We start from the raw sequence: 22949 nt of genomic DNA, 5'->3' as shown, positions 1-22949 counted from the left end.
CTATACCTCCAGGGCTAAATTATCTTCAAACCAATTTTTAAGTTTGTTTACTCCATCATCTATACTCTTTATGTCCATAAATGCTTCAAAGTTGTGACTCTTAGAAGAATTTTTGTACATAGGATCGTAATATTTAAGCATAAGCTCTTCTGATACTTTTTCATACTCTTTGTTGTTTATCATATCTTTATATTTATCTATATTTTTTTCATTTATATATTTCTTCATATTTTCTAATGCCTCAATTATTTCTATATTAGCATTAGGTGACATTGTATAATCATTTATTAAGTTTTCTGACCTAAAGCTGATACTTCCATCAATATATATATGATAACCATCTCTCATGGCACTAAATATATAATCAGGGATTATGGTTTTTCCTATTCTTTTGCTTTCACCTTCAACAAATACGTACCTTCCCTTTTTATCCTTTAACTGCTCGTAAATTAAAGTTTCAAACATTTTTTGACTGCTTGGTGCTCCAAGTCCTACGCTTCCTAAAAGTGATCCTCTATGATTGGCAGCACACTCTAAGTCTAGCACATTAAATCCTATATTTCTTAGTTTTTCTAATATTTTAGTTTTTCCGGTACCTGTCTTACCATGTATTACTATGTATTTAATATCTTCATTAACTGATGGTAACTTACGATTTATAAATTCTCTGTAGCCCTTATATCCACCTTTAAGCTTGCATGTAGTAACCCCAAGAGAGCTTATCAAAGAACTTATGCTTCCACTTCTCATTCCACCTTTAGCACAAAAAAACACAAGTTTTTTATGGGGTTTATGAAGTAATAAAATCTCATCATACATGTATGGAAGTTTTTTTGAAACAGCCTCTATTCCAATACGTTTTGCTTTTTCTACACTTTCATTCACATATATATATCCAATTTGTTCTCTTTCTTTATCATCAAATAAAGGTATATTTACAGCACCTGGTATAGTTGCTTCACTAAACTCTTTAGGTGATCTTACGTCAATTATTATATATTCTTCTATTTTTTCTAATACTTCACTATATTCAACAAGCTTAACCATTTTACCTCCATTAATTGTAAGTCTATTTTTCCCATACTAATTACCGTCCTAACCTAATATAGCTTTTAAGATTAAGGTTAGGCTAATCAGGGCCACAAAGGCCAGAATACTGTTTACAGTATAAACCCTAACTTAAATCATGTCAAACTTACGTTCTTATGTGTCTAAGCCAAGTACTTAAAGGAAATAGCAGTTTTTATTATATCATATTTTTATTTATCTTCTCTAACCTTTTTGAAATCATATTATTCTAAGTTGTATTTTAATTCTGTTTTTATTTTTTTACTTAATCTTTAACATATAAGTTCTTATTATTTATACTAATTACCTTCGCTTTTTGTCTTTAGTTTTCATAAATTTTGGACGAGTACCTTTGTGAAATAAGGATGTATATAAAGATGTTAGAATTTCTTTAAAGTTGCTTGGAGACAGTGGTGCCATATATGGGACAGTTATACTATATGTAGATATCAAATTTATTAAAATTATGGTAAGTCCCATTGCCACTCCATAAAGCCCGAACATACCTGTGATAATGATCATAAAAAATTTTAATATTCTTACGGGATTAATCACTGTATAATCTGGTGCTACAAATGAAGTTATTGATCCTAATGATACTATTATAACCATAAGAGGGCTAACAAGACCTGCTATTACGGCTGCTTGACCTATAACAATAGTTCCAACTATTCCTATGGCTGGGCCTATTTTTTTAGGTAACCTTATACTAGCTTCTCTTAATATTTCTACTACTATTTCCATTATAAAAGCTTCCGTTATTGCATTTACCGGAACTCCCGCTCTAGTAGATGCTAAAGCTAATATATACTGAGATGGAAGTACATCTGGATGAAAAGATACAATAGACACATACATAGGTGATAAGGTTAAGGTTATTATAAAAGATAATATCCTCGTTATATAAACAAAGGTTGAAAAATACGTATTAGAGTAATGATCTTCCCCTGAATCAAAAAATTCTATAAATGTTTTTGGTGCTAAAAGTGCCAAATTAGATCCATCAATTAATATACACACCTTTCCTTCTAGCAAATTTGCACCTACAGTATCTGCCTTTTCTGTTATACCCATTTCAGGAAACAAACCATTTTTTTTATTTGAAATTGTCTTTTCTATATATCCAGATTCAAATATTCCATCTATAGAAATCTTTTCTATTCTGCTACGTATTTCATTAATATAATTATCATTAGCTATATCTATAACATAAGCCAGTGCTATATTGGTCTTTGTTCTAGTCCCTACAATAAACTTTTCCACCTTAAAACCTGTATCCTTCATTCTACTTCTTATTAAATTTAAATTAGTATTTAAATCTTCATTAAAAGCATCTAGTGGAGCTCTTATGGAATTTTCAAATTGAGGTGTTTCTATATTTCTCTTTTCTTTTTTAATTACATTGGTTGCTATATAACTATTTTCACCTTCTACAATAATTATGGAATTTCCTTCATAAATGTAACTTAATATTTTATTTTCATCTTCATCTATTAAAATATTATCGGTATAAATAATTGAATGAGCTATAATCTCAATTGTAATATCGTCTTTATCATATTGTAATAATGGACTTATTATTTTACCTGAAATATCATTTTTATCTGTTATTTGAGATATAAACGCCACATGTATAATATAATCTTTAACTACTAACTTTCTTACATAAAGGCCATACCCAACATTTAGGTCTTCTTCAATCTTATCTAGAAATATCTTACTTTTCATTTTATTTACTTCTCCTCTTCCATAGGGTCTAGAAAGCTTGCAATTGTAACAGAATTTTTTATATTTACGTTAATCTTAGCATTAGGATATTCAGCTTCCCATGACATATTTTTGTATTCCCTTGGATTCTGACCTTTAAAATATCTCCCAAAGCCTAAAAAGTCTGTTCTATAATCTTCCTGCGATAACTTTATAATAGTGTTTATGTCATCTTTTATATTTTTTGTCATAGTATCCTCAATCTTTTTAATATCCTCTTTGTCTAATAATTCTATATTATACTCATATAACATTTTTGAACTTATATCTAAATCCACATTAATATTAATTTTACCATCTACATATTTTGTATGTATTTTTCTTTCATTTAATCTGGTATTTATAGATATTGTATTTTCATTGTTCCTTGGACTTTCAATAGTATAATCTAGTGATACCTTTTCTGATAATAGATATAATAGTCCATTACTATCATCATAATCAACTGTTCCTATACTTTTTGAGCCCTTTATTATAGAGTATCCCAAAAGCTTTACAGATGGATTTTCATATCCTATGTAGGGAACTACATAACCTATGGTTTTAAATGATATATCTGATCTAATTTCTTGAACCGTTTTATGAATAGCTTTACCCTCCTTACATAAATATGAAATTAAATCTTCTATTCCGTAGCTTATAGATGTATCAGTTTCTATCTTTTTTTGAAATAGTTGTCTAGCTGATGTATCACTTATAACAACCATCATGGACTTTCTAAAGCTTGATAGATTAGTAACTCTATTTATGTAAGGTTCTATATCTTTTTCTGCAAATGCTTTACTAAATACTATAACCCTAATAGCCCCCGTGAAATCTCCTAATGGTGTTAATCTGTCATATTCATTCCTGGCTTCTTCAAAAGATTCACCATCTGAATAAAAATTATATACACTAGAAAAAGTCGATGAAACTCCACCTACCTTTTGCCCAGCCATGAGCTTTGCCACTTCACCAGTAAAGTTGATTTTTTCATTTATCTGGTCTATGCCTACACCCAAAATTATACTTTTATTATTTATATCTAAACTATCCCAGCACCCTGTAAGCACTAATGATGAACTTATAAGAAGCGCTACAAATAATCTATTTTTTCTTTTTATTCTCATACTTTTTCACCTTCAATGTTATTAATAATATAATGGGGAATATTGTTACTAGAATTAGTCCAATATAATTATTGATTTTCATAATAGCTTTAGCTTCTTCTATATTCCTTGGATATTGTGAAATTAAAAAAGATGCTATTATAACAATTACACAAATTAAATTATATTTCTTTTTATCTTTACATATATCACTAATAAAACTTATAGTTCCATAAGTCCAAACACAACAGGCACATACAATATTAAGAGTCCAAACCATTATATATAATCCATCTAGTCTTCTGAAAAGCTCTAAACTTTCTAAATCTATACCAAGTATAATGTTTAATGTAGTAGAATTATACTTAACTAAATCCTCTACTCCTACTAATGCAATGGCAGACTCCACTACATAAATATACATACATCCTATAATCACAATCATACCTAAAATATGTCTAAATAAGCTTTTGCTTTCCTTTCCTTTTAGATTTATAAAAAATAATATTTCCATACCTAAAAATGGATATATTAAGTCCTTAGATCCTTTTATATACGTTGAAACCTCGCTTATATCAAAAATAGGTTTTATATTTATAACCTTACCTTTTATTAATATAAGAAAATTTATAAATAAAAACCCTAGCATACTTAACATCCCATAAATTTCACATAAACTGCCTATTACTCGAATCTTTTTAAATACAGCATAGTATATTACCATAAAGAAAACTGTGCTAATAGCAAGTATAGGTGTTTCGCGAAGAATGGATATTTTTATGATTTCGGAATAAGACCTAACTATTAGAGAGCCTGAAACTAAAAAATATACAATGAATACTAAAATTATTATTAATGATGGTATCCTTCCAAATAAAACATTATTAAACTCATAAAAGTTCTTTTCTCTATTTATTAGTTGAATCTTGGTTATAATATAAGTTAGTAATATAGCAAATATAGTAATTATAATTATAGAAACCCATGCTCCTGTGCCAGCAGCCTTTGAAGCTATCTTTGGAAAATCACTTATACTATAACCTACTATAGTGGTGTAAAGAATAAGTGCTATCTGCCTATTCGTAAGTGACTTTTCCATGTAACCCCTCCTAAGAAATAATTAACTGTTTAATAGATTATTTGTAAAAACCTATTAAATTATTCCTTTTTGTAAATAAAAAAAAGAACCATGCAAGTTTTTCTATCCCTGCACAGTTCATTTTTTATTCTTTACACTACTCTTCAAGAGTATTTGTGTAATTTAATACATCTCCTAAACTTTCAGAAGTATACATGGCATCGGTTCCACCACCATGATAATATACAGCAAATTCAGAAGGGCTAAGGTAAAATATATGATAATTTCTATCTCCTACCTTGCGGTGTCCGAGGCAACTTTCCTTGCTTTCAATCATATCTTCAATTCTCTTTTCTCCAGCTACCACATTTTTCATATCCTGTAGTTCTTTAAACCTATCATAAAATTCAAATTTTTCCATACTTATATCTCCTTTCAAACATGAATCATACTAGAATTATACCACATAATCATATTTTCTCCATTTAAATCATTTAATACACACTACTTTTTTATTCATATTATGATAATTTAAATATAATATATTTAAACTATTCAAACTAAATGCTATAATTGGTAAGGACTAACATCTTGTTATATTTCACGTTTAAACTATAAGGAAAGTTGGTGCTAAATTGAAAAATAAAATTAATCTATCGGAAGTATTCACCCTTACACTTTTATCTCTAACCATATTTTCTATCTTATTACTTTTTAAAGATAAAATAGAGGGGTGGTATTTTGGTGGGGCCTTATTTTTAATAATAGTTTTAGTCTTTATTTATAATAATTTTATAAAAAGAAAGAGAAATAAATCTTCAGATTATATAAATAATAACCTAGAATCTATAAACAAAAAGAAAAGAGACTTTAATACTATAAACAAGTTATTCAATCTATTAAACTCAAAACATGAGAAAAATAATATTATAGATGACCAAACATTTAATGATTTAGATATGCAAAAGGTTTTTTCAAAGCTTGATTATACCTTAAGTACTCCTGGCGAACAGTCATTATACAACCTTTTAAGAAATCCTCTATATGATAGCTTTGAATATGAACATAGAAAAACCTTAATAAACCTTTTTCAAAAGGATACCACTACTAGAAACAAGCTTCAATCTTTTTTATATGAACTTGGGAAACAATATAAGGGAGATATATTAGAACTTATTTATACTGCTTCAGATGTAAGCAAGCACAAAAAGTTCTTATATAACTTTATGTTTGTATTATCTTGCTTATCATTAATATCTATTGGGTTTCTTAAACAATATTCTGTGATTTTTATAATGATTGTCTACTCTATAAATATGTCTATACACTATAAAGCTAATAAAAATATACTTAGCCAGGTTATATCCATTACCTATCTTTCTAAGGTATTATCCTGTGCTAAAAACATAAGTAATCTAAAAAATGAAAATTTAACCTATTATAATGATATTATTAATACCGATATAGAAAAATGTCATGTGATACTTAAAAACTCAAGAAATATTAGCAGAACAGAAGGTATTGATATTTTAGGAGATTATTTCAATGTATTCTTTTTATCTCAAGTTAGAAGCTATTATAATATAATTGGCGATATTGAAGATCAAAGGGAGTATCTAAAAGAAATATATTCTATTATAGGAGAGATAGATTCTATAATATCTATCTCAATTTATAGAAATTTAATAAAAGACTATGTAGAGCCTGAATTTATAGATAAACCTTGTTTTTTAGAAGCTACAGACCTTAGAAATCCTTTAATTGAAAATGCTATTCCTAATGACTTTATAGTTAATAATAATGGTATTGTTATTACTGGCTCAAATATGGCAGGTAAATCAACTTTTCTAAAAACTTTAGGAATAAATAGTGTACTCGCACATACTATATGTACTTGCCTTGCTAAAGATTACAAGACTTCTTATTTTAATATTATAAGTTCTATAAGCCCTTCAGATGATATAACAAAGGGTAAAAGTTATTACCTTGCTGAAGCAGAGGCTGTACTTAGAATAATCAATTCCTTAAATGATAAAGTATCTACGCTTTGCATAATAGATGAAATATTTAGAGGTACCAATCCTTTAGAAAGAACAAGTGCTTCTTTAGAAATACTTAGATACATAATAAATAAGAATGCAATACCGGTAGTTGCTACCCACGACTTAGAAATTGCTGAACTCGTAGGTGGTCAATATCAGTGCTACTATTTTTCTGAAGATGTAGATGAAGAAAATGGTCTTAAATTTGATTACAAAATGAAAAAAGGCATTTCACCTACAAGAAATGCAATTAAATTATTAAAATATTTAAAGTACCCTAGTATAATAACTGAAAATGCTGATGAGCGAATAAGACATTTATTAGAATCTTGATTTAGCTAAAAAGGTATACTGATTTATTTTCAGTATACCTTAAATATTTTTATTTTGTATATACAATTTTGATTTTAATAGAAGATTACTGTAATTTACTTATCCTTTAAATGAGCTACCTTATAACCTGTGTTTGCCAATTATTTTTTCTATACACATAAAATCCATAAAGACAGACAATCAAATTACTAAAGCCCATAGAAAACCAAATTCCTGAAGGACCTACACTTGTAAAATATTTGAATAACAAAATCATAGGAAGTCTTACAAACCATAATCGACCAATTTCCATAGCCATGGAGTACTTAGTATGTCCTGTGCCTTGGAAAACACCTTGAAGCACACTAAATATGCCCATAAGAGGCATAGATACAGATGTAAATTTAAGATAAGTTATACCCTGAGATATAACATCTAAATCATCTTTTGACTGCATAAAAAAGTTTATTATAGGGCTATTAAAGAAAAGAAGTAAGCTACATCCAACCACAGAAAATGAGATTGTAAGTTTTAAAGACTTTGTGAAAGCCTCTTTTATTCTATTTATTTGATTTGATCCTAAATTTTGCCCAACAATAGACGTCAAAGCTGCGCCAACCCCCATAGCTGGTTGCATTATTAATGATGTTATCCTATTAACCATAGCAAAAGCACCTAAGGTTGATGTTCCATAGGAAGCAATAAAGCCATTTAACACAATAAAACCTAATGCTGATCCAGATTGTCCAACTGAAGATGGCAATGCCACATTTACAATTCTTTTTAATATCTTTTTATCAAATTTAAAGTTTTTAAAACTTGGCCTTACTAGCATCTTTGAGGATCGCATTAGAATAAAGATTCCTGCAAAAGCAAGTAACGCCTTGGCTATTAATGTGGCTATAGCAGCTCCTGCTACCCCCATACCAAGTGTGAATATGAATATAGGATCTAAAACTATATTTATTATAGCACTAATACCACTTAGCACAGTTGGTAAAACTGTATTTCCCTGTGCATTCATAATAGAGTTAAAGCTAAAAAATAAGAACATGAATGGCATATCTAAGAATGTTATCTTTAGATATATGTTGCTATACATTCCAAGATCCCCTGATCCTCCCATAAGCCTAATAACACCAGGACTTATTAAATATCCAAGTATGGCAAAAACAACTGATGATATAAAAGATATCACAATAAGTTGTGTAGCATAAATATTTGCTTCTTTATATTTAGAAGCTCCTACTAATTGAGATATTATAGATGTACCTGCAATTGAAAGACCGATACCAAGTGATATAAATAAAAAGTTTATTGGCCATACAAAAGCTGTAGCAGCAAATTCAACTGAACCTATCTTACTTACCCAAACTCCATCTGCTAAGTTATAAAGAGTTTGAATAAGATTATTTACCATAATAGGCAAAGCTAATGTTATTATTACTTTGTACAAACTACCATTAAGTATCAGATCTCTTTTCTCCGAAGAGTCCATGAAATTCCCCCCATCATAACCACCTAAAAAAATTTAAACATTTCAATCTTATGGCGGATAAATAAATTATACCATTAAATAAGTATAGATTGTCTTTAAAACATAGATTTAAAGCCTTGATTTATCATAATCTGATACCATACAGTTACACACTAACTTAATAAAAATACCCACATATACTTGTACCACAAGTATATGTGGGTATTTTGAATACTTTTTATAACTTTTTAATCTCCTGCAATAATTTTAAAGATGCCTCTCTTGGCCCCTTCTTTTCATTACCAGCCATACCAAGTTTTGTTCTTAATTGACCTACTCTTATCCCTTTATTAAAAAACTCTTTAAAGAATATTGGAATAAGTTCATCCATCTCCTGTTGTTTTTGAACTGGTCCAAAAGGATTAGAAAAATAAGATGTTACAAGTCCCTTTTCTGTAGTAGTTCCCTTTGCCATTCTAGTTCCTTCTTTAAATACCCTAATAGCCTCCTCTTCACTATTGAAAAGTTCTAAGGCTTCTCCCTCTTCATAATTATTAGCATAAAGAAATAAATCTATAGCTTCTCCTTTTATGATTTCATTATAACTAGCTACAGGCATAACTAATCTTGCATTTATTTTATCAGGATTCATAAATATACTTCTATCTAGTTGCTTAAATGCATAACCCGTGTCTAAATCATCCAACCTTACAAAGGCGCCTATTTCTGTGCCGTAGCCTAAAGGCCTTCCTTCACCATTTAACTTTACTACACCCATATCATCAAAAATTATGGTCATATCACTTATATATTCGGATCCAAGACTTCTTAAAGCTTCAAGACTTTCCGACTTTCCAGCTCCACTATCACCCATAATAACTATATTAAAGGTTTTATCGTCTTTTGTAACTATATTAACCATGGCTCCATGAACAGGTAAATTACCTCTTTTTATCATTATTAAATTGTGTAATGTTAAAGTCATCTTTTTCATGTATCCAAAGTAGTCCATATCATGGTGATAGTTTATATATCCTGTCATTATGTCATTTTCCACATCATCATAAAAGACTGTTTTCATCTGCTTTTCTTCATCTTTAGCTCCAAAAACATAAATTATATCTGGCTTTTTATCTTTATATTCTTCTTCTTTTGCCATTTCAAACAAGTTACATAAAGTAACCCCATGAGCCATAAAATCCCTATGGAAATAAATATACGCAAGTAGTGTTCCTACTTTTGCAGGATAACAAAACCAATGATCAGTATTTATAAAGCAATCTTTAAGTGGATTCTCAAAACTTTCGTTAAATATACCATCTCTAGTGTTCTTTTTAGGATAAGTTATAAATGGAGTATCTAAAACTATAGACTGTATAAATGGTATCTTACACAAACACTCGTAACCTTTACCATATACAAAGTTAGTCTGATTTAATATAAGTCCTGCATTGCCACCTGCTGGTAATTGTCTATATATGCTTGGCTTTACACCTAGTACGTTTTCTTCTACTTTTCTATATACATCTAAGATAAGTTTTGAAAATTCGTTATTAGCATCTATAAAATTAACATTTTGAAGACCTTCACCCGTTTTTTTGTTTTCAACAATAGTATATCTTTCTAGCTTTCTCCAAAAGTTATATAGATCCTCTACAAAACCTATAAATTTATCTTTATCTTCCAAAAGCTTTTTATACCTTAAATCAATTTTTATTATTTCATCTGCTTTTAAAACTATTAAAAATTTAAATATCTTTATTAATTCTAAACATATTTCATCCTGATTTAAAGATTTATTTATGTACTTATATATATTGCTTTTATTGCTCTTTCTATCCTCTAAATACTCTGAAAGAATAATTTCAAATCCTTTACTATCTAATAAACACTCCTCCGTATTACAGTATTTTGCTGTGAAATTAATCATTGCCTTCCCATTACTAAGCGAAAATTCTTTTTTCATGCAAGCACCTCTATCTTATTTTTTCTGATAATTATGAAATTTAGCATTATGAATTATGGTTTTATTAATGTGTCAGTTTCATTTGCTTTTTTTAATAATATCACATCTTTATGAAAGTTTCTTCTTATCCTTCTTTCATTTTTAAACATGTAAAGATTTACATCCTTTGAAAGAATAATATTTTGTAGTCTCCCTTATACTTTTATCTGATGGCTACCATCCGTAACACCCCTATCCTCTTCAAGGTGGGGGATGACGGCTGCTACGCCCCTTTATAAGTCTTCTAAGACTTTGCTGGAAAGTTGTATTCCTTATAAGAAAACTCCACTTGAGTCTAAGAATCACTTGATATTTAATTTTAAAAAGCAAAAAAAACTCTGATTTATAATCAGAGGTTTTTTGTACACTCACTATTTCTTTTTTATTGCATTAATTATGGCTAATAAAATAACCGCTCCTATAACGGACACAAGTAGACTCCAAATATTAAATCCTGTGATTCCTTTCCCGCCTATGAGTCCAAATAGAAAGCCTCCTAAAAAGGCACCTATAATTCCTACAATTATATTTGCCATAGCTCCCATTTCAGAGTCTTTGCCAGTAATCATACTTGCAATCCAGCCAGAAAGGGCTCCTAGTATTATCCATGCTAAAATTCCCATAGTATTTTCCTCCTTATAATAGACTATCTAACTAAGATAGTTTTTAATAATTACTTATCTTTTAATATAAAAGATTTTTAAAGCTAAATGGATTACCATCTCTATCTTAATTGTATGTTTATTATTTGTTTAGTTTTGAAATTTATACATGAATTATTTTTTATTAACAAGTATATTTTTTGTTTTGATTACTTGTTTACTATGGGTTATAACGTGTTTTAATATCTATCTAGGTACATCATTATCTTATATGCTATTTTCTACCTCTAATTCTTCCACCATGTTATTTATCCACTTATAAGATATAAATCTTTTTATAAGTATAATTACCTTCACTATTTCTTCACTGCAAGCAACTAAAACTACCATATATACAGGTAATTTAAATATAAATGCAGCTAAAAATGCAAAAGGAACTCCTATAAGCCATAAGGTTATTGATTGAACTATAACACCATATTTAGCATCTCCACCAGCCCTTAATATGCCAACTATAACTAATGCATTATACACTTTAACTGGCATAAATAACGCGTAAATATATAATATATACTTAGCATCTCTAATTACTACATCTGATACATTAAATATAGAAAGTATAAAAGATGTAGATAAAAACAATACAACCGAAAGTATCATCCCTATGCCTATTGAAATTGCACAAAGTCTTCTAGCATAAAGTTTTCCTGTTTCTTCATTCCCGGCTCCAATCTCCTTACCAACAACCACAACCGAAGCATTAGCAAGTCCAAAGGTTACAATCATAAATAAATTAAGAACCGTAGTACATATTTGTATAGCTGCTATAGCCTGAGTTCCTATTCTTCCATATATAATTGCATAGCTTACATTTCCAAGTCCCCAGCAAGCTTCATTTAATACTACTGGTATTATAATGTTATATACATTTAAAGTTAACTTTTTAGAAGCACCTCTAAAGTCCCTTAATCTTCCTGAAAGTATACTTTTTGATACATAAATATGTATTAAAAGAACTAAACATTCCATTATTCTTGCTATTACTGTTGCTAACGCCGCACCCTTAACACCCATAACCGGGAATCCAAACTTTCCAAATATGAATACGTAATTTAAAAATCCATTTACTATCAGTCCTACAAGACTAGCTAGCATTGGAACCACTGTTTTTTCTATACTCCTAGAAGCTGTTGCAAAGTTAAATGTAATTGTTGTAAATATGTAACTTATACTAACTATTCTAAGATACTGACTTCCAAGTGCTATAACATCTTTATCTTTATTAAATATAGATATTATACCCTGTGGCCATATTAAGGCTATTATTGTAAATATAAAGGTTACTATAATTCCACTAAATAATCCTATACCTAAAACTTTTCTTATATTCTCTTTATCTTTTTTACCCCATAATTGAGCTATAAATACTGAACACCCAGAACTTATACCCATAGCAATTAAACTAAACAAAAAGTAATATTGATTTGCTATACCTACTGAAGCTAGCTCAATTTCGCCAACTTTACCAATCATCACTGTATCTAGCATATTTATAGATGATGCAATAAGATACTGAAGTACTATAGGCATTGCTAATATAAAAGTACTCTTATAAAACCTCCTGTCAGAAAATAATTCTTTAAATCTTTTATTATTCATTAAAACTCTCCTTATAATGTAAATTTAAACAAAAAAATAAAATCCCCTTTGAGTTTTTTCAAAGTGGATTTCAACACCTGCATTTAAGAACTCTTTATAGACGTCTTAAACAACTTAAATATTATATGCATCTTAAAAAATTAAATACTATCTTAGTTTTACAAAGCATGTTATCTTTGAAACCTTTAAGTATATTTCGTAAAATATTATATCAATATTAATATAAATTGTCTACATATATTTGATTAAAATTAATTATATGTAGACAATTTAAAATACATAATATTAGTTAAATATCTGCTATTTGTATAATATCTTTTTGAAAAGTTTTTTTAACATCTATTATACGCTGATTTTCCGATCCCCTATATTTTAATAACATATTCTTTTTAGATAATTCAAATCTTCCATCTATAAGTATATCTATTTTCTCTAGAAACTCTAACCACTTATTTTTTTCATCACTATGACTTACTATATATTCATAAGTATATCCTGTATATGAAATTATATTATAGCCTTCTTTTTTAGCCCTTTTTGAAAGTTCAGTGAAAGCATTTGCCTGTTCAAAAGGCTCTCCTCCGCTTAATGTTATTCCATCTAAAAGCGGATTGTTTCTCATTTCATTTAATATTTCTTCTATGTCTATAAAACTTCCTCCATTAAATGAATGAGTATGTGGATTGTGACAGCCCTCACAATTATGTGGGCAACCTTGAGCAAACACTACAAGTCTTATTCCTGGTCCATCTACAATAGATTCTTTTATTATGCCTGCAACCCTTAATTTAGTATCCATATAGAATCCCCCTATAAAATAAGTTAATTTCTTTATAAATGCTTAACTCTATCTCTTTCTTCTGCTTTTTTTGCATCATTAAATCTATCTAAAGTACCTACAAGATACCCTGTTATTCTACGAATACGTTGGAATTTTACATCTTCTTCTTTTCTACCACATCCTGGGCACTGTTCCCCTATTATACCTGAATATCCGCAGACTGGATCTCTATCTAAAGGGTGATTTATAGAACCATATCCTACACCACACTCTTTCATAGTTCTAATTACCTTTTCAAAGGCTTGAAGATTCTGACTTGGATCACCATCTAACTCTACATAAGTTATATGTCCTCCATTTGTAAGTTCATGATAAGGTGCTTCTATTTTTATCTTATTAAATGCTCCTATTTCATAATAAACTGGAACATGAAAACTATTAGTATAGTACTCCCTATCCGTAACTCCTTCAATTAATCCATATATTTCTCTATCAAGTTTTACAAAACGGCCAGCAGTACCTTCAGCAGGAGTTCCTATAATAGAAAAATTAAGCTTATATTTTTCTGTTGCAAGGTCCATAGCATTTCTCATGTATGAAATAATTTCAAGTCCTAACTTTTGGGCATCCTTTGACTCTCCGTGATGACTTCCTGTTAATGCTTTAAGGCATTCACCAAGTCCTATAAATCCTGCAGATAAAGTTCCATGCTTAAGTACTTCTCCTACTTCATCTTCCCAGGATAACTTATCTGAATCTATCCAGACTCCCTGTCCCATAAGAAAAGGAAAATTCTTAACCTTTTTCTTTGATTGAATCTCAAATCTTTCTTTTAATTGGTCTATAACAATATCCATTTCTTTATCAAGCTCTTCAAAAAACTTTTCTATATCTTTATTGCTTTTCAAAGCTATTCTTGGAAGATTTATGGTTGTAAAGCTAAGATTGCCCCTTCCATAAACTACTTCTTTTGACTTATCATTAATATTACTCATAACTCTTGTTCTACATCCCATATATGCTATTTCTGTATTAGGATTTCCTTCTTTGTAATATTTAAGATTAAAAGGAGCATCTATAAATGAATAATTGGGAAATAGCCTTTTTGCACTAACTCTAAAAGAAAGTTTAAATAAATCATAATTAGGATCACCTTCATTATAATTTACCCCTTCCTTAACTTTAAATATTTGAATAGGGAATATTGGCGTCTCACCATTTCCAAGTCCTCTTTCAGTAGCTAAAAGAAGATTTTTAACTACCATTCTTCCTTCCGCGGAAGTATCAGTTCCATAGTTTACAGAACTGAATGGAACCTGCGCCCCTGCACGGCTATGCATGGTATTTAAATTATGTATAAAAGCCTCCATTGCTTGATATGTGCATCTATCTGTTTCACTATTTGCCTTTCTTTTAGCAAATTCTTGAACCTTTTCTACTATACTATTATCATCTATATATTTACATAAATATTCTTTTTCAATTTTTATATATTTTTCATCATTTTCTAGAGAAGGCATGAGATCATAATCTTCTTTAATCTCTTGGAATATATTCTCAGTAAAATCTAATATATCTTCTTTTTCTGTTAATAGTTCTAAAGCATTTACAATATTTTTTCTATATAATTTCACATAAGTCTTCCTTACACCAATAGCTAACCCATAATCAAAATTTGGAATACTTTGGCCTCCATGCTGGTCATTTTGATTAGATTGAATAGCAATACAGGCTAAAGCAGAATAACTTTGAATATCCTTAGGTTCTCTTAAGTATCCATGTCCTGTGCTAAATCCATCTTTAAATAACTTAATAATATCTATCTGACAACAAGTAGTAGTAAGTGTTAAAAAATCTAAGTCATGTATGTGAATATCTCCATCCTTATGAGCTCTTGAATGCTTAGGATTTAAAACAAACATCTCATTAAATTCCTTAGCACCTTCTGAACCATATTTAAGCATAGTCCCCATGGCAGTATTTCCATCTATGTTAGCATTTTCACGTTTTATGTCATTGTCTTCTGCTTGTTTAAATGTTAAATCCTCATATACCTTCATAAGCCTTGTATTCATTTCTCTAACCCTTGTTCTTTCAGCTCTGTACAATATATAAGCTTTTGCAGTTTTTGCATATTCATTTTCTATAAGAACTTTTTCAACTATATCTTGTATCTCCTCAACAGTTGGAATATTTATTTCGTCTTCTTCTAGTAAATTCGCTACTTTTTTAGCTAAATCAAACGCTATATCATAATCATATTCATTTATAGATTTAGTGGCCTTAATCATGGCATTCGTAATCTTCTCCATATTAAAAGCTACTTCTCTACCATCTCTTTTTTTAATCTTTGTAATCATAAACATTACTTCCTTCCATAAAAAGCTTTGCTTTCTTTTTTAAACAATAACTTTTCCATCATAAAACATTTTCTAGTTTAAATCAATAGAATTAAATTAAAAAATCCTTCTGCAAATGTAGGCAGAAGGATAATAGCTAAAATTTAGATTTTAACTACCTCACCCCTCTATACTTCGTAGAGTAAACAGTGATTACAATATAGGCAGGTCTTCTGACTTTGGCTCATCAACATCTGCCCCTTCCCGATAAATCAGTGGTAATGGCAAATCTCTCTCCAGTACAGCGGCGAGACCGTTTAGGATTTTAACCTAATTCCCTTTTAAGCTACAATGTTTGTAGCCACCTATATAATTCAATATCTAGTTAATAAAATCTTATCACACACTATATATTGTGTCAACGAAGATATTTTTTATTGATTTAATTATTAAATTAACTTTATCACAGTATTATTAACATTTAAATTAAGGGTCTGCAGGCCATTATCAAGGTTTCCACTTTACTTTTTATATTCTTTCAACTAATGATATAATTAATTAGATATACTAAAAATTTATGATATGGGGCTGATTATTATTTACAAATTTATTTTACTTTATTTTATACTTTTAAATATCTTAGGATTTTTATCTATGCACATAGATAAATCAAGATCTAAAAAATCTCAGTGGAGAATAAGAGAAAGTACCTTAATTATTATAGCTATTTTGGGAGGCAGTATTGGTTCTTATTTAGGCATGAAAAAATTCAGACATAAAACCAAGCATTCTAAGTTCAAATATGGTATACCTTTTATTATACTTATTCAAATAATAATTATATTCTTCTATAACCGCTTACTTTAAATCTATTAAACTTTGGGGAATTCTATAATCACCTTAAATAAGTCTCCATCTACGCTGACTCTAAAATCTCCCCCTTGAAGCTTTGTTAAATTATTTGAAATAGCAAGGCCTAATCCAGATCCTTCAGTATTTCGAGACTTATCTCCTCTTTTAAATCTTTCTAGTATCTCATCTTCATTAAAATCTATTTCAAAAGCTGATATATTTTTTATAGTTATAACTACTTTATTATCTATGTCTTCTATATTAATATAAACTCTTGTATTTTCTAATGAATATTTTAAAGCATTACTAATTTGATTTTCTAATATCCTCCAGGTCTTTTTACCATCTACCATTATATATAATTTCTCTTTAGGAAGATTAATCTTAAAATCTAAAGAGCTTTCCTTGATTTTTTCCTCAAATTCTGCTAAAGCTTGTTTTAAAAGTGATGTTATATCTACCTTTTCTATATTAAGCTCCACCTCTCCGCTAGCAGCTTTTGATGCTTCAAAAAGATCTTCTATAAGAATTTTCAGCCTTTCAGACTTTCTTTCTAAAACCTTTATATAATCCATTCTTTCCTCTTTAGTAAGATCCTCATTTTTAATTAAGTCTACATAGGTTATTATAGAAGTTAGGGGAGTCTTTAAATCATGAGACACATTAGTTATAAGCTCTGTTTTCATCCTTTCACTTTTTATCTCACTATCAATAGAATCTTTAAGTCCACTCTTCATATTGTTTATATTATGAGAAAGCTCCTTTAAAATTCCCTTGCCGCCTTCATCAATAACGTAATTTAAATCTCCATTAGCGATTTTAAAACTACCAACTACTATCTTATTTAAATAATTTGCAGATTTTACTACATATGATATAACTGAAATTATATAGGTAAGTATATATATAACTAAAATTAATGTTATAAAATCACTAGATCCTCTTAAAGATAACATGGATATCATAAAAATAAATGATAGAATTAAAAATATTGATATCTTAATTCCTGTAGACTTTATAAGAAATACCTCTTCTACTATTCTCCTTACTATCTTTTTTACCCAGTTTATAATTTTATAGATTAAGCTTTTTCTTCTAAAGAACTCCTTAATCCCTAATCCTTTTACTTCAATTATGCTTCCATAAGTAAATGCCATTAAATAATAGGTACCTATCATAGCTATTCCTAAAAGTATTGTATACACTGGCTCTTTTAAAGATTCATAAGCAATACTAATAATTAAAATTAACGCTATACATAATATTACAGTTTGAAATTCAATGTATATTTTATTGTATAGTCTTTCAAGAATACCTTTATCTTTGTTTTTATCTTTTCTTTGAATATTTAGATATATTAAAGCTAAGATTGTTAAGGTAACAAGAACTGCTGATAAAAGAATCGCTTTTTCCACCAATGCTTTGGATTTTAACTTATTATAATTTTCTTTTCCTAAACTTATCTCATCTTCATAAATAAAACTTTTTGGTACAAAATAAGAGATTTTTAAATTTTTATTTTCTGTATTTCTATAATTGAAACTATCATTGTTAATAATATTTTTTAGTTGTTCTTTAGTAAAATTGGAATCTGCACTTTCAAGTACATTCTTCTTATTTTCTATATTTAAAATTAAATAAAAATCACTGTCGTTTTTTAAATTAGTAATAGTTTCTTCGCTTAAATCATTTTCTATATTAGTGTTAAGTCTATCTTCGCTAGTATCTTCTATAATATATTTTATATTTGGGTATCTATTAATAACATTTAACCTGTTATTATATCCTTGTGCATTATTTTTAATATTTACATTCAAATACTCTTCTTGTAAATTTATAGGATTTTTTACTTCTTCCTCACTTTTATATATTGTGAAACTATCTATAATTGCAGAATTTAAATCATTAAATGGATTTTTGAATTTATTTGTCTCATAAAAATTTTGACTTTTTACACTATCATAATTTTTTAGTATATATATACCCATGAAAGCTAATAAAATTAGGCTAACTGTTAAAATTACAACTGATATAAATCTTAATATCTTACTACTTTTCAATTTTGTAGCCAATACCCCACACCACCTTTAAATATCTTGGATCACTTGGATTTATTTCTATTTTTTCTCGTATTCTTCTTATATGAACTGTTACAGTATCTGTGTTATAAGATGGTTCATTCCAAACCTTTTCGTATATTTCATCAATAGAAAACACCCTACCTTTGTACGTCATAAGTAATTTTAATATCTTATATTCTAAAGGTGTTATCTTAACTAACTCACCATCAACAGTTAATTCTTTAGTAAGATCATTTAAAGATAAAGCACCTGCTGTTATTATTTCATCAGTAGTACCTTTATAGTTTCCAAGATTCACATATCTTCTAAGTTGTGACTTCACCCTTGCTATAAGTTCTAATGGATTAAAAGGTTTTGTTATATAGTCATCCGCTCCCATATTAAGCCCAAGAATTTTATCTGTGTCTTCCGACTTTGCAGAAAGCATTATTATAGGGATACTCTTTTTCTCTCTTATCTTCATTGTAGCTCTCATACCATCCATTTTAGGCATCATTATATCCATTATTATTAAATGTATCTCCTGTTCACTTAAAATTTCCAGTGCCTCTAATCCATCATAAGCTTTAAAAACTTTAAACCCTTCATGAGTAAGATATATATCTATAGCATCAACTATTTCTTTCTCATCATCTACCACTAATATATTATATTGTTCCATTCAATTGCCCCCTCTTGATACTTAGGCATTTTATTTTACCCTTTTGTCTAATGTTCTTTTAAAACACCTTATAAAATATTATAACATCTCCCTTTATTTCTGCCCTAATTAAATTATATAGCTAAAATCTTACAGGTACCTGTTTGTAATCATTAAGACTTTCTTACAATAAAGAAGAACTAGGCATCTTTTGCCTAGTTCTTCTTTAACTTCTATATTATCTAATAAATCTTTCAGATAACTTTAACTATAGAATTTTTTGAAACTACAAGTTTATATAGACTAATATCCTTTTCTTTTAGCTTCTAGCCCACTCTCATTAATTCCTGGCTCCTCTACTGTAGTTGCAAGCTTATTTTTAGCCCATTGATTTTGAGTCTTATGGCCATTTGCTAAATAATTTTCTTTACTCCATTCTTTTTTATCTTTTTTCTTCATATCTTTCACCTCTAATCAAATTTACTTTTCTTCAATACTAGTATGTATATTTAGGCTTATAAATAATCCTAAATATAAAATTAAAAATTACTCTAAAGAGTTATCCAATCTTAAATTTATATAGATTTAATTGTTAACAAATAATATTTATTGATGACATAGAATTGTAACAAAATACTATTATAATAATATTATAGTAATTAATAAAACCCCTTTAATATATAGATACTAGTCAGTCCCCCTCTCTAGTATCTATATTAAAATAATAAATTACTTTATACCCCCCCCCTTATTAAATGTAAAATAAAACATCCTCAGTATTAGTTTTTAAACTTTACACTGAAGATGTTTTATTTGTTTTTTTTGTTATTGCTTATAACAATAATAACTTTAAAAAGTTTTACAATTCCATATTGTTTAACATTTCTCTAATTAGTTTTAATTCTTCTTTACTAAGGGTTATTCCTTTACCCATCTTTTTATGATCAGGATCCCATTCTCTTATATCATATTTATCTGCATTTCCATTCCAGCTTATTAGATTTAATTCTTTTTTCCAACCTTTTGATGATTCAGAAATAGTTCCTACATTTTCTTTTATTTCATATTTTATATCTGCCATAACATTACCCCCTTTATAAGTTTTTCTAAGACTCACTTGACTTTACTCCTAAACTATCTTTATAATAATTGAATCTTTAAAGGTAATTTACAATGTTTTAATATTCTGTAGCGTAATTATCGAAATAGCCTTGAACTAAAACCACTGGCGTCCCCTTATCTCCACTACCACTTATTAAATCACATAAGCTACCTAAAAGATCTGTAATTTGTCTTGGTGTAGTTCCAAGAGTTTCATTTCCTTCTACCTTTTTGCCTTCTTTTGCCTTTATCTTTTTCTTCATTTCATCTGTCATTTCAGCAGAACTCATACCTTTAAAATCATTATCCGCTATGTATTTTATCTTTATTTCATTTGGTGTTCCTAAAAGACCATCTGTAAAACCTGGTGATACTACAGGATCTGCAAGTTCCCATATTTTACCTACAGGATCTTTAAATGCACCATCTCCATATACCATAACCTCAATATTTTTACAAGTACTTTCTTTTATAATCTTTTGTACCTTAGTAACAAATTCTTTACAGTCTCTTGGAAACAACTTTACTTTATCCTCAGTTGCTTTATTTGAACCAAGAAGACCATAATCAGCATTATATCCACTGCCATCTATAGATTCTGTTAAAATCTCATCAAGTCCATATACAGTTTTTGCTCCTGCCTTTTTAAGTATCCTTTTTGTTCTTTCTCTTTCATGTATGTTAGCAACTAAAATTTCTTTGCTATACTTTAATGCTTCTCTTGGGTCATTTGCAAGGTATATAATTATATTATCTGATATTTCTTTGTACATACTGATATAATCAATCCCTGTAAATTTATGTTCTACCCTTTCTCCAAAGAGTTTTCTATAATCCTTTTCTGTTAATAGATCTATATATGGGTTAATGTTAAGTTCATCCATCTTATCTACATCCATTAAAGAATTACCAACCTCATCGGATGGATAATTTAAAAATAAATGAATTTTCTTTCCTGTTAATGCTAATGCCTTTAATATTACTGAAAATCTATTTCTACTTAATATTGGAAACATAAGTGCTATGTCCCCTTCAAATTTTTCATTAACATCCTTTGCAATATCTTCAAGGGTTACATAATTTCCTTGGGCTCTTGCTACTAATGACTCTGTTATTCCAATAACATCATTGTCATGAAGTGCAAATCCTTCACTTTCTACTGCCTTTAAAAGAGATTCAACAACTATTTGTGGAAGATCGTCTCCTTCTTTTATGATTGGAGTCCTAATCCCTCTCGCTGTGGTACCTAAAGCTCTCATCATTACTTTTATCTCCTTTAACATATATTTTAAACCTATATAAGTATACAATACATCCACTAATCAATCTACATATTATTAAAAAAATGCCACAAAAAGATTGTGCCAAAACCTTGTTTGGCACAATCTTTATTTGAATATATTCTATATTTATTTTCTATTTAACCTATTTTTTACGGATGGATCAAGTTCATTATACCAATTATTAAATTCTGATTCTGCTTGCTCTTTACTTTTACCATACTTTTCTTGTATCTTACCTATAACTACATCTTTTTCTCCATCTAATCTATCTATTTCATCATCAGTAAGGTTTCCCCATTGTTTCTTCATTTCACCTTTAAGTTGGTTCCATTTCCCTGAAAATATATCATTATTCATAAATTTTCACTCCTTAGTTTGCATTATATATTATATTTATATTCTATATATCTTATAATCTAATTCATATTTATTCTTTCAATTATTAATGGATCTAGCCCATTATACCAAGTATTAAATTGAGCCTCAGCTTCTTCCTCTGATAAGTTATATCTTTCTTGAATCTTTCCAATAAGGACATCGTGTTCACCTTCTAATTTGTCTATTTCATCATTAGTAAGGTCTCCCCATTTCATTTTTATTTCACCTTTAAGTTTGTTCCACTTTCCTGCAAAAGGTTTATTCGCCATAAATATTACCTCCTCAATCTTTTGTTTTAAAGTATAGCTTAATAATATACGAAATCCTTTGTAGTTGCAACAATATTCTCACTATTTAACACAATGTATACTCATTAGATATAACTTATACACTTTT

General features: G+C 28.7%; 20 protein-coding genes and 1 riboswitch. Of the genes, 2 read left to right on the top strand and 18 right to left on the bottom strand.

What is annotated here, in order from left to right:
* The 5 genes from mnmH to BD821_RS00555 all read right to left on the bottom strand — a co-directional run bounded on the left by mnmH (window position 1) and on the right by BD821_RS00555 (window position 5422).
* Window positions 1-1047: a tRNA 2-selenouridine(34) synthase MnmH gene (gene mnmH, locus BD821_RS00575; protein WP_104408855.1), complete on the bottom strand. Its 1047-nt coding sequence runs from the start codon at window positions 1045-1047 to the stop codon at window positions 1-3.
* 324 nt (window positions 1048-1371) lie between these two features.
* The gene (locus BD821_RS00570) at window positions 1372-2796 is read right to left on the bottom strand and encodes a spore germination protein (protein ID WP_104408854.1); all 1425 of its coding nucleotides are present in this window, start codon (window positions 2794-2796) and stop codon (window positions 1372-1374) included.
* Window positions 2797-2801: 5 nt separating this feature from the next.
* The gene (locus tag BD821_RS00565) at window positions 2802-3944 is read right to left on the bottom strand and encodes a Ger(x)C family spore germination protein (protein ID WP_104408853.1); all 1143 of its coding nucleotides are present in this window, start codon (window positions 3942-3944) and stop codon (window positions 2802-2804) included.
* Complete coding sequence (locus BD821_RS00560; protein WP_104408852.1) at window positions 3922-5022, bottom strand: GerAB/ArcD/ProY family transporter; 1101 nt, start codon at window positions 5020-5022, stop codon at window positions 3922-3924. Before BD821_RS00560 ends, BD821_RS00565 begins: the two co-directional genes overlap by 23 nt.
* Before the next feature lie 136 nt (window positions 5023-5158).
* On the bottom strand, window positions 5159-5422 hold the full coding sequence (locus BD821_RS00555) for a hypothetical protein (protein ID WP_029453522.1): 264 nt from the start codon (window positions 5420-5422) through the stop codon (window positions 5159-5161).
* A gap of 214 nt (window positions 5423-5636) precedes the next feature.
* Here BD821_RS00555 and BD821_RS00550 point away from each other — a divergent pair, with 214 nt between their 5' ends.
* Window positions 5637-7376 (top strand): MutS-related protein, encoded by a 1740-nt coding sequence (locus tag BD821_RS00550; RefSeq protein ID WP_104408851.1) that lies wholly within the window; start codon window positions 5637-5639, stop codon window positions 7374-7376.
* A 115-nt stretch (window positions 7377-7491) separates the two neighbouring features.
* Here BD821_RS00550 and BD821_RS00545 read toward each other — a convergent pair whose 3' ends face one another.
* The 6 genes from BD821_RS00545 to BD821_RS00520 all read right to left on the bottom strand — a co-directional run bounded on the left by BD821_RS00545 (window position 7492) and on the right by BD821_RS00520 (window position 16239).
* Window positions 7492-8853, bottom strand: coding sequence for an MATE family efflux transporter (locus BD821_RS00545; RefSeq protein WP_029453524.1), 1362 nt, complete (start codon window positions 8851-8853; stop codon window positions 7492-7494).
* Between the two features lie 217 nt (window positions 8854-9070).
* Complete coding sequence (locus BD821_RS00540) at window positions 9071-10798, bottom strand: phosphoenolpyruvate carboxykinase (ATP) (RefSeq protein WP_104408850.1); 1728 nt, start codon at window positions 10796-10798, stop codon at window positions 9071-9073.
* A gap of 410 nt (window positions 10799-11208) precedes the next feature.
* Complete coding sequence (locus tag BD821_RS00535; RefSeq protein WP_029453526.1) at window positions 11209-11460, bottom strand: GlsB/YeaQ/YmgE family stress response membrane protein; 252 nt, start codon at window positions 11458-11460, stop codon at window positions 11209-11211.
* Window positions 11461-11706: 246 nt separating this feature from the next.
* Entirely contained in the window at window positions 11707-13098 is a 1392-nt protein-coding gene (locus BD821_RS00530; protein ID WP_104408849.1) for an MATE family efflux transporter, read from the bottom strand.
* Window positions 13099-13387: 289 nt separating this feature from the next.
* Window positions 13388-13897, bottom strand: a complete 510-nt coding sequence (nrdG, locus tag BD821_RS00525) for an anaerobic ribonucleoside-triphosphate reductase activating protein (protein ID WP_104408848.1) — start codon at window positions 13895-13897, stop codon at window positions 13388-13390.
* A 32-nt stretch (window positions 13898-13929) separates the two neighbouring features.
* Window positions 13930-16239 (bottom strand): anaerobic ribonucleoside triphosphate reductase, encoded by a 2310-nt coding sequence (locus BD821_RS00520; protein ID WP_104408847.1) that lies wholly within the window; start codon window positions 16237-16239, stop codon window positions 13930-13932.
* A 185-nt stretch (window positions 16240-16424) separates the two neighbouring features.
* Window positions 16425-16602, bottom strand: a riboswitch (cobalamin riboswitch).
* A gap of 198 nt (window positions 16603-16800) precedes the next feature.
* Here BD821_RS00520 and BD821_RS00515 point away from each other — a divergent pair.
* Complete coding sequence (locus BD821_RS00515; RefSeq protein ID WP_104408846.1) at window positions 16801-17085, top strand: DUF1294 domain-containing protein; 285 nt, start codon at window positions 16801-16803, stop codon at window positions 17083-17085.
* 5 nt (window positions 17086-17090) lie between these two features.
* Here the strand turns inward: BD821_RS00515 and BD821_RS00510 are convergent, their stop codons facing one another.
* From BD821_RS00510 to BD821_RS00480, 7 genes are all read right to left on the bottom strand, one after another.
* The gene (locus tag BD821_RS00510) at window positions 17091-19142 is read right to left on the bottom strand and encodes a HAMP domain-containing sensor histidine kinase (protein WP_104408845.1); all 2052 of its coding nucleotides are present in this window, start codon (window positions 19140-19142) and stop codon (window positions 17091-17093) included.
* Window positions 19120-19812, bottom strand: coding sequence for a response regulator transcription factor (locus tag BD821_RS00505; RefSeq protein WP_029453531.1), 693 nt, complete (start codon window positions 19810-19812; stop codon window positions 19120-19122). Before BD821_RS00505 ends, BD821_RS00510 begins: the two co-directional genes overlap by 23 nt.
* A gap of 282 nt (window positions 19813-20094) precedes the next feature.
* The gene (locus tag BD821_RS00500; protein ID WP_104408844.1) at window positions 20095-20250 is read right to left on the bottom strand and encodes a hypothetical protein; all 156 of its coding nucleotides are present in this window, start codon (window positions 20248-20250) and stop codon (window positions 20095-20097) included.
* A gap of 400 nt (window positions 20251-20650) precedes the next feature.
* Window positions 20651-20872, bottom strand: coding sequence for a YdbC family protein (locus tag BD821_RS00495; RefSeq protein WP_104409106.1), 222 nt, complete (start codon window positions 20870-20872; stop codon window positions 20651-20653).
* A 97-nt stretch (window positions 20873-20969) separates the two neighbouring features.
* A complete protein-coding gene (locus BD821_RS00490; RefSeq protein ID WP_104408843.1) occupies window positions 20970-22154 on the bottom strand; it encodes a coenzyme F420-0:L-glutamate ligase in 1185 nt (394 codons plus the stop codon).
* A gap of 147 nt (window positions 22155-22301) precedes the next feature.
* Window positions 22302-22532 carry a CsbD family protein gene (locus tag BD821_RS00485; protein WP_104408842.1) on the bottom strand — a complete coding sequence of 77 codons (231 nt, stop codon included), beginning with the start codon at window positions 22530-22532 and terminating at the stop codon, window positions 22302-22304.
* A gap of 59 nt (window positions 22533-22591) precedes the next feature.
* Window positions 22592-22822, bottom strand: a complete 231-nt coding sequence (locus tag BD821_RS00480; RefSeq protein ID WP_104408841.1) for a CsbD family protein — start codon at window positions 22820-22822, stop codon at window positions 22592-22594.
* Window positions 22823-22949: the final 127 nt, after the last annotated feature.

The organism is Clostridium algidicarnis DSM 15099 (assembly GCF_002934235.1).
In the GTDB taxonomy this organism is placed as follows: Bacteria; Bacillota; Clostridia; order Clostridiales; family Clostridiaceae; genus Clostridium_L; species Clostridium_L algidicarnis.
This window is presented reverse-complemented; position numbering and strand designations above follow the sequence as displayed.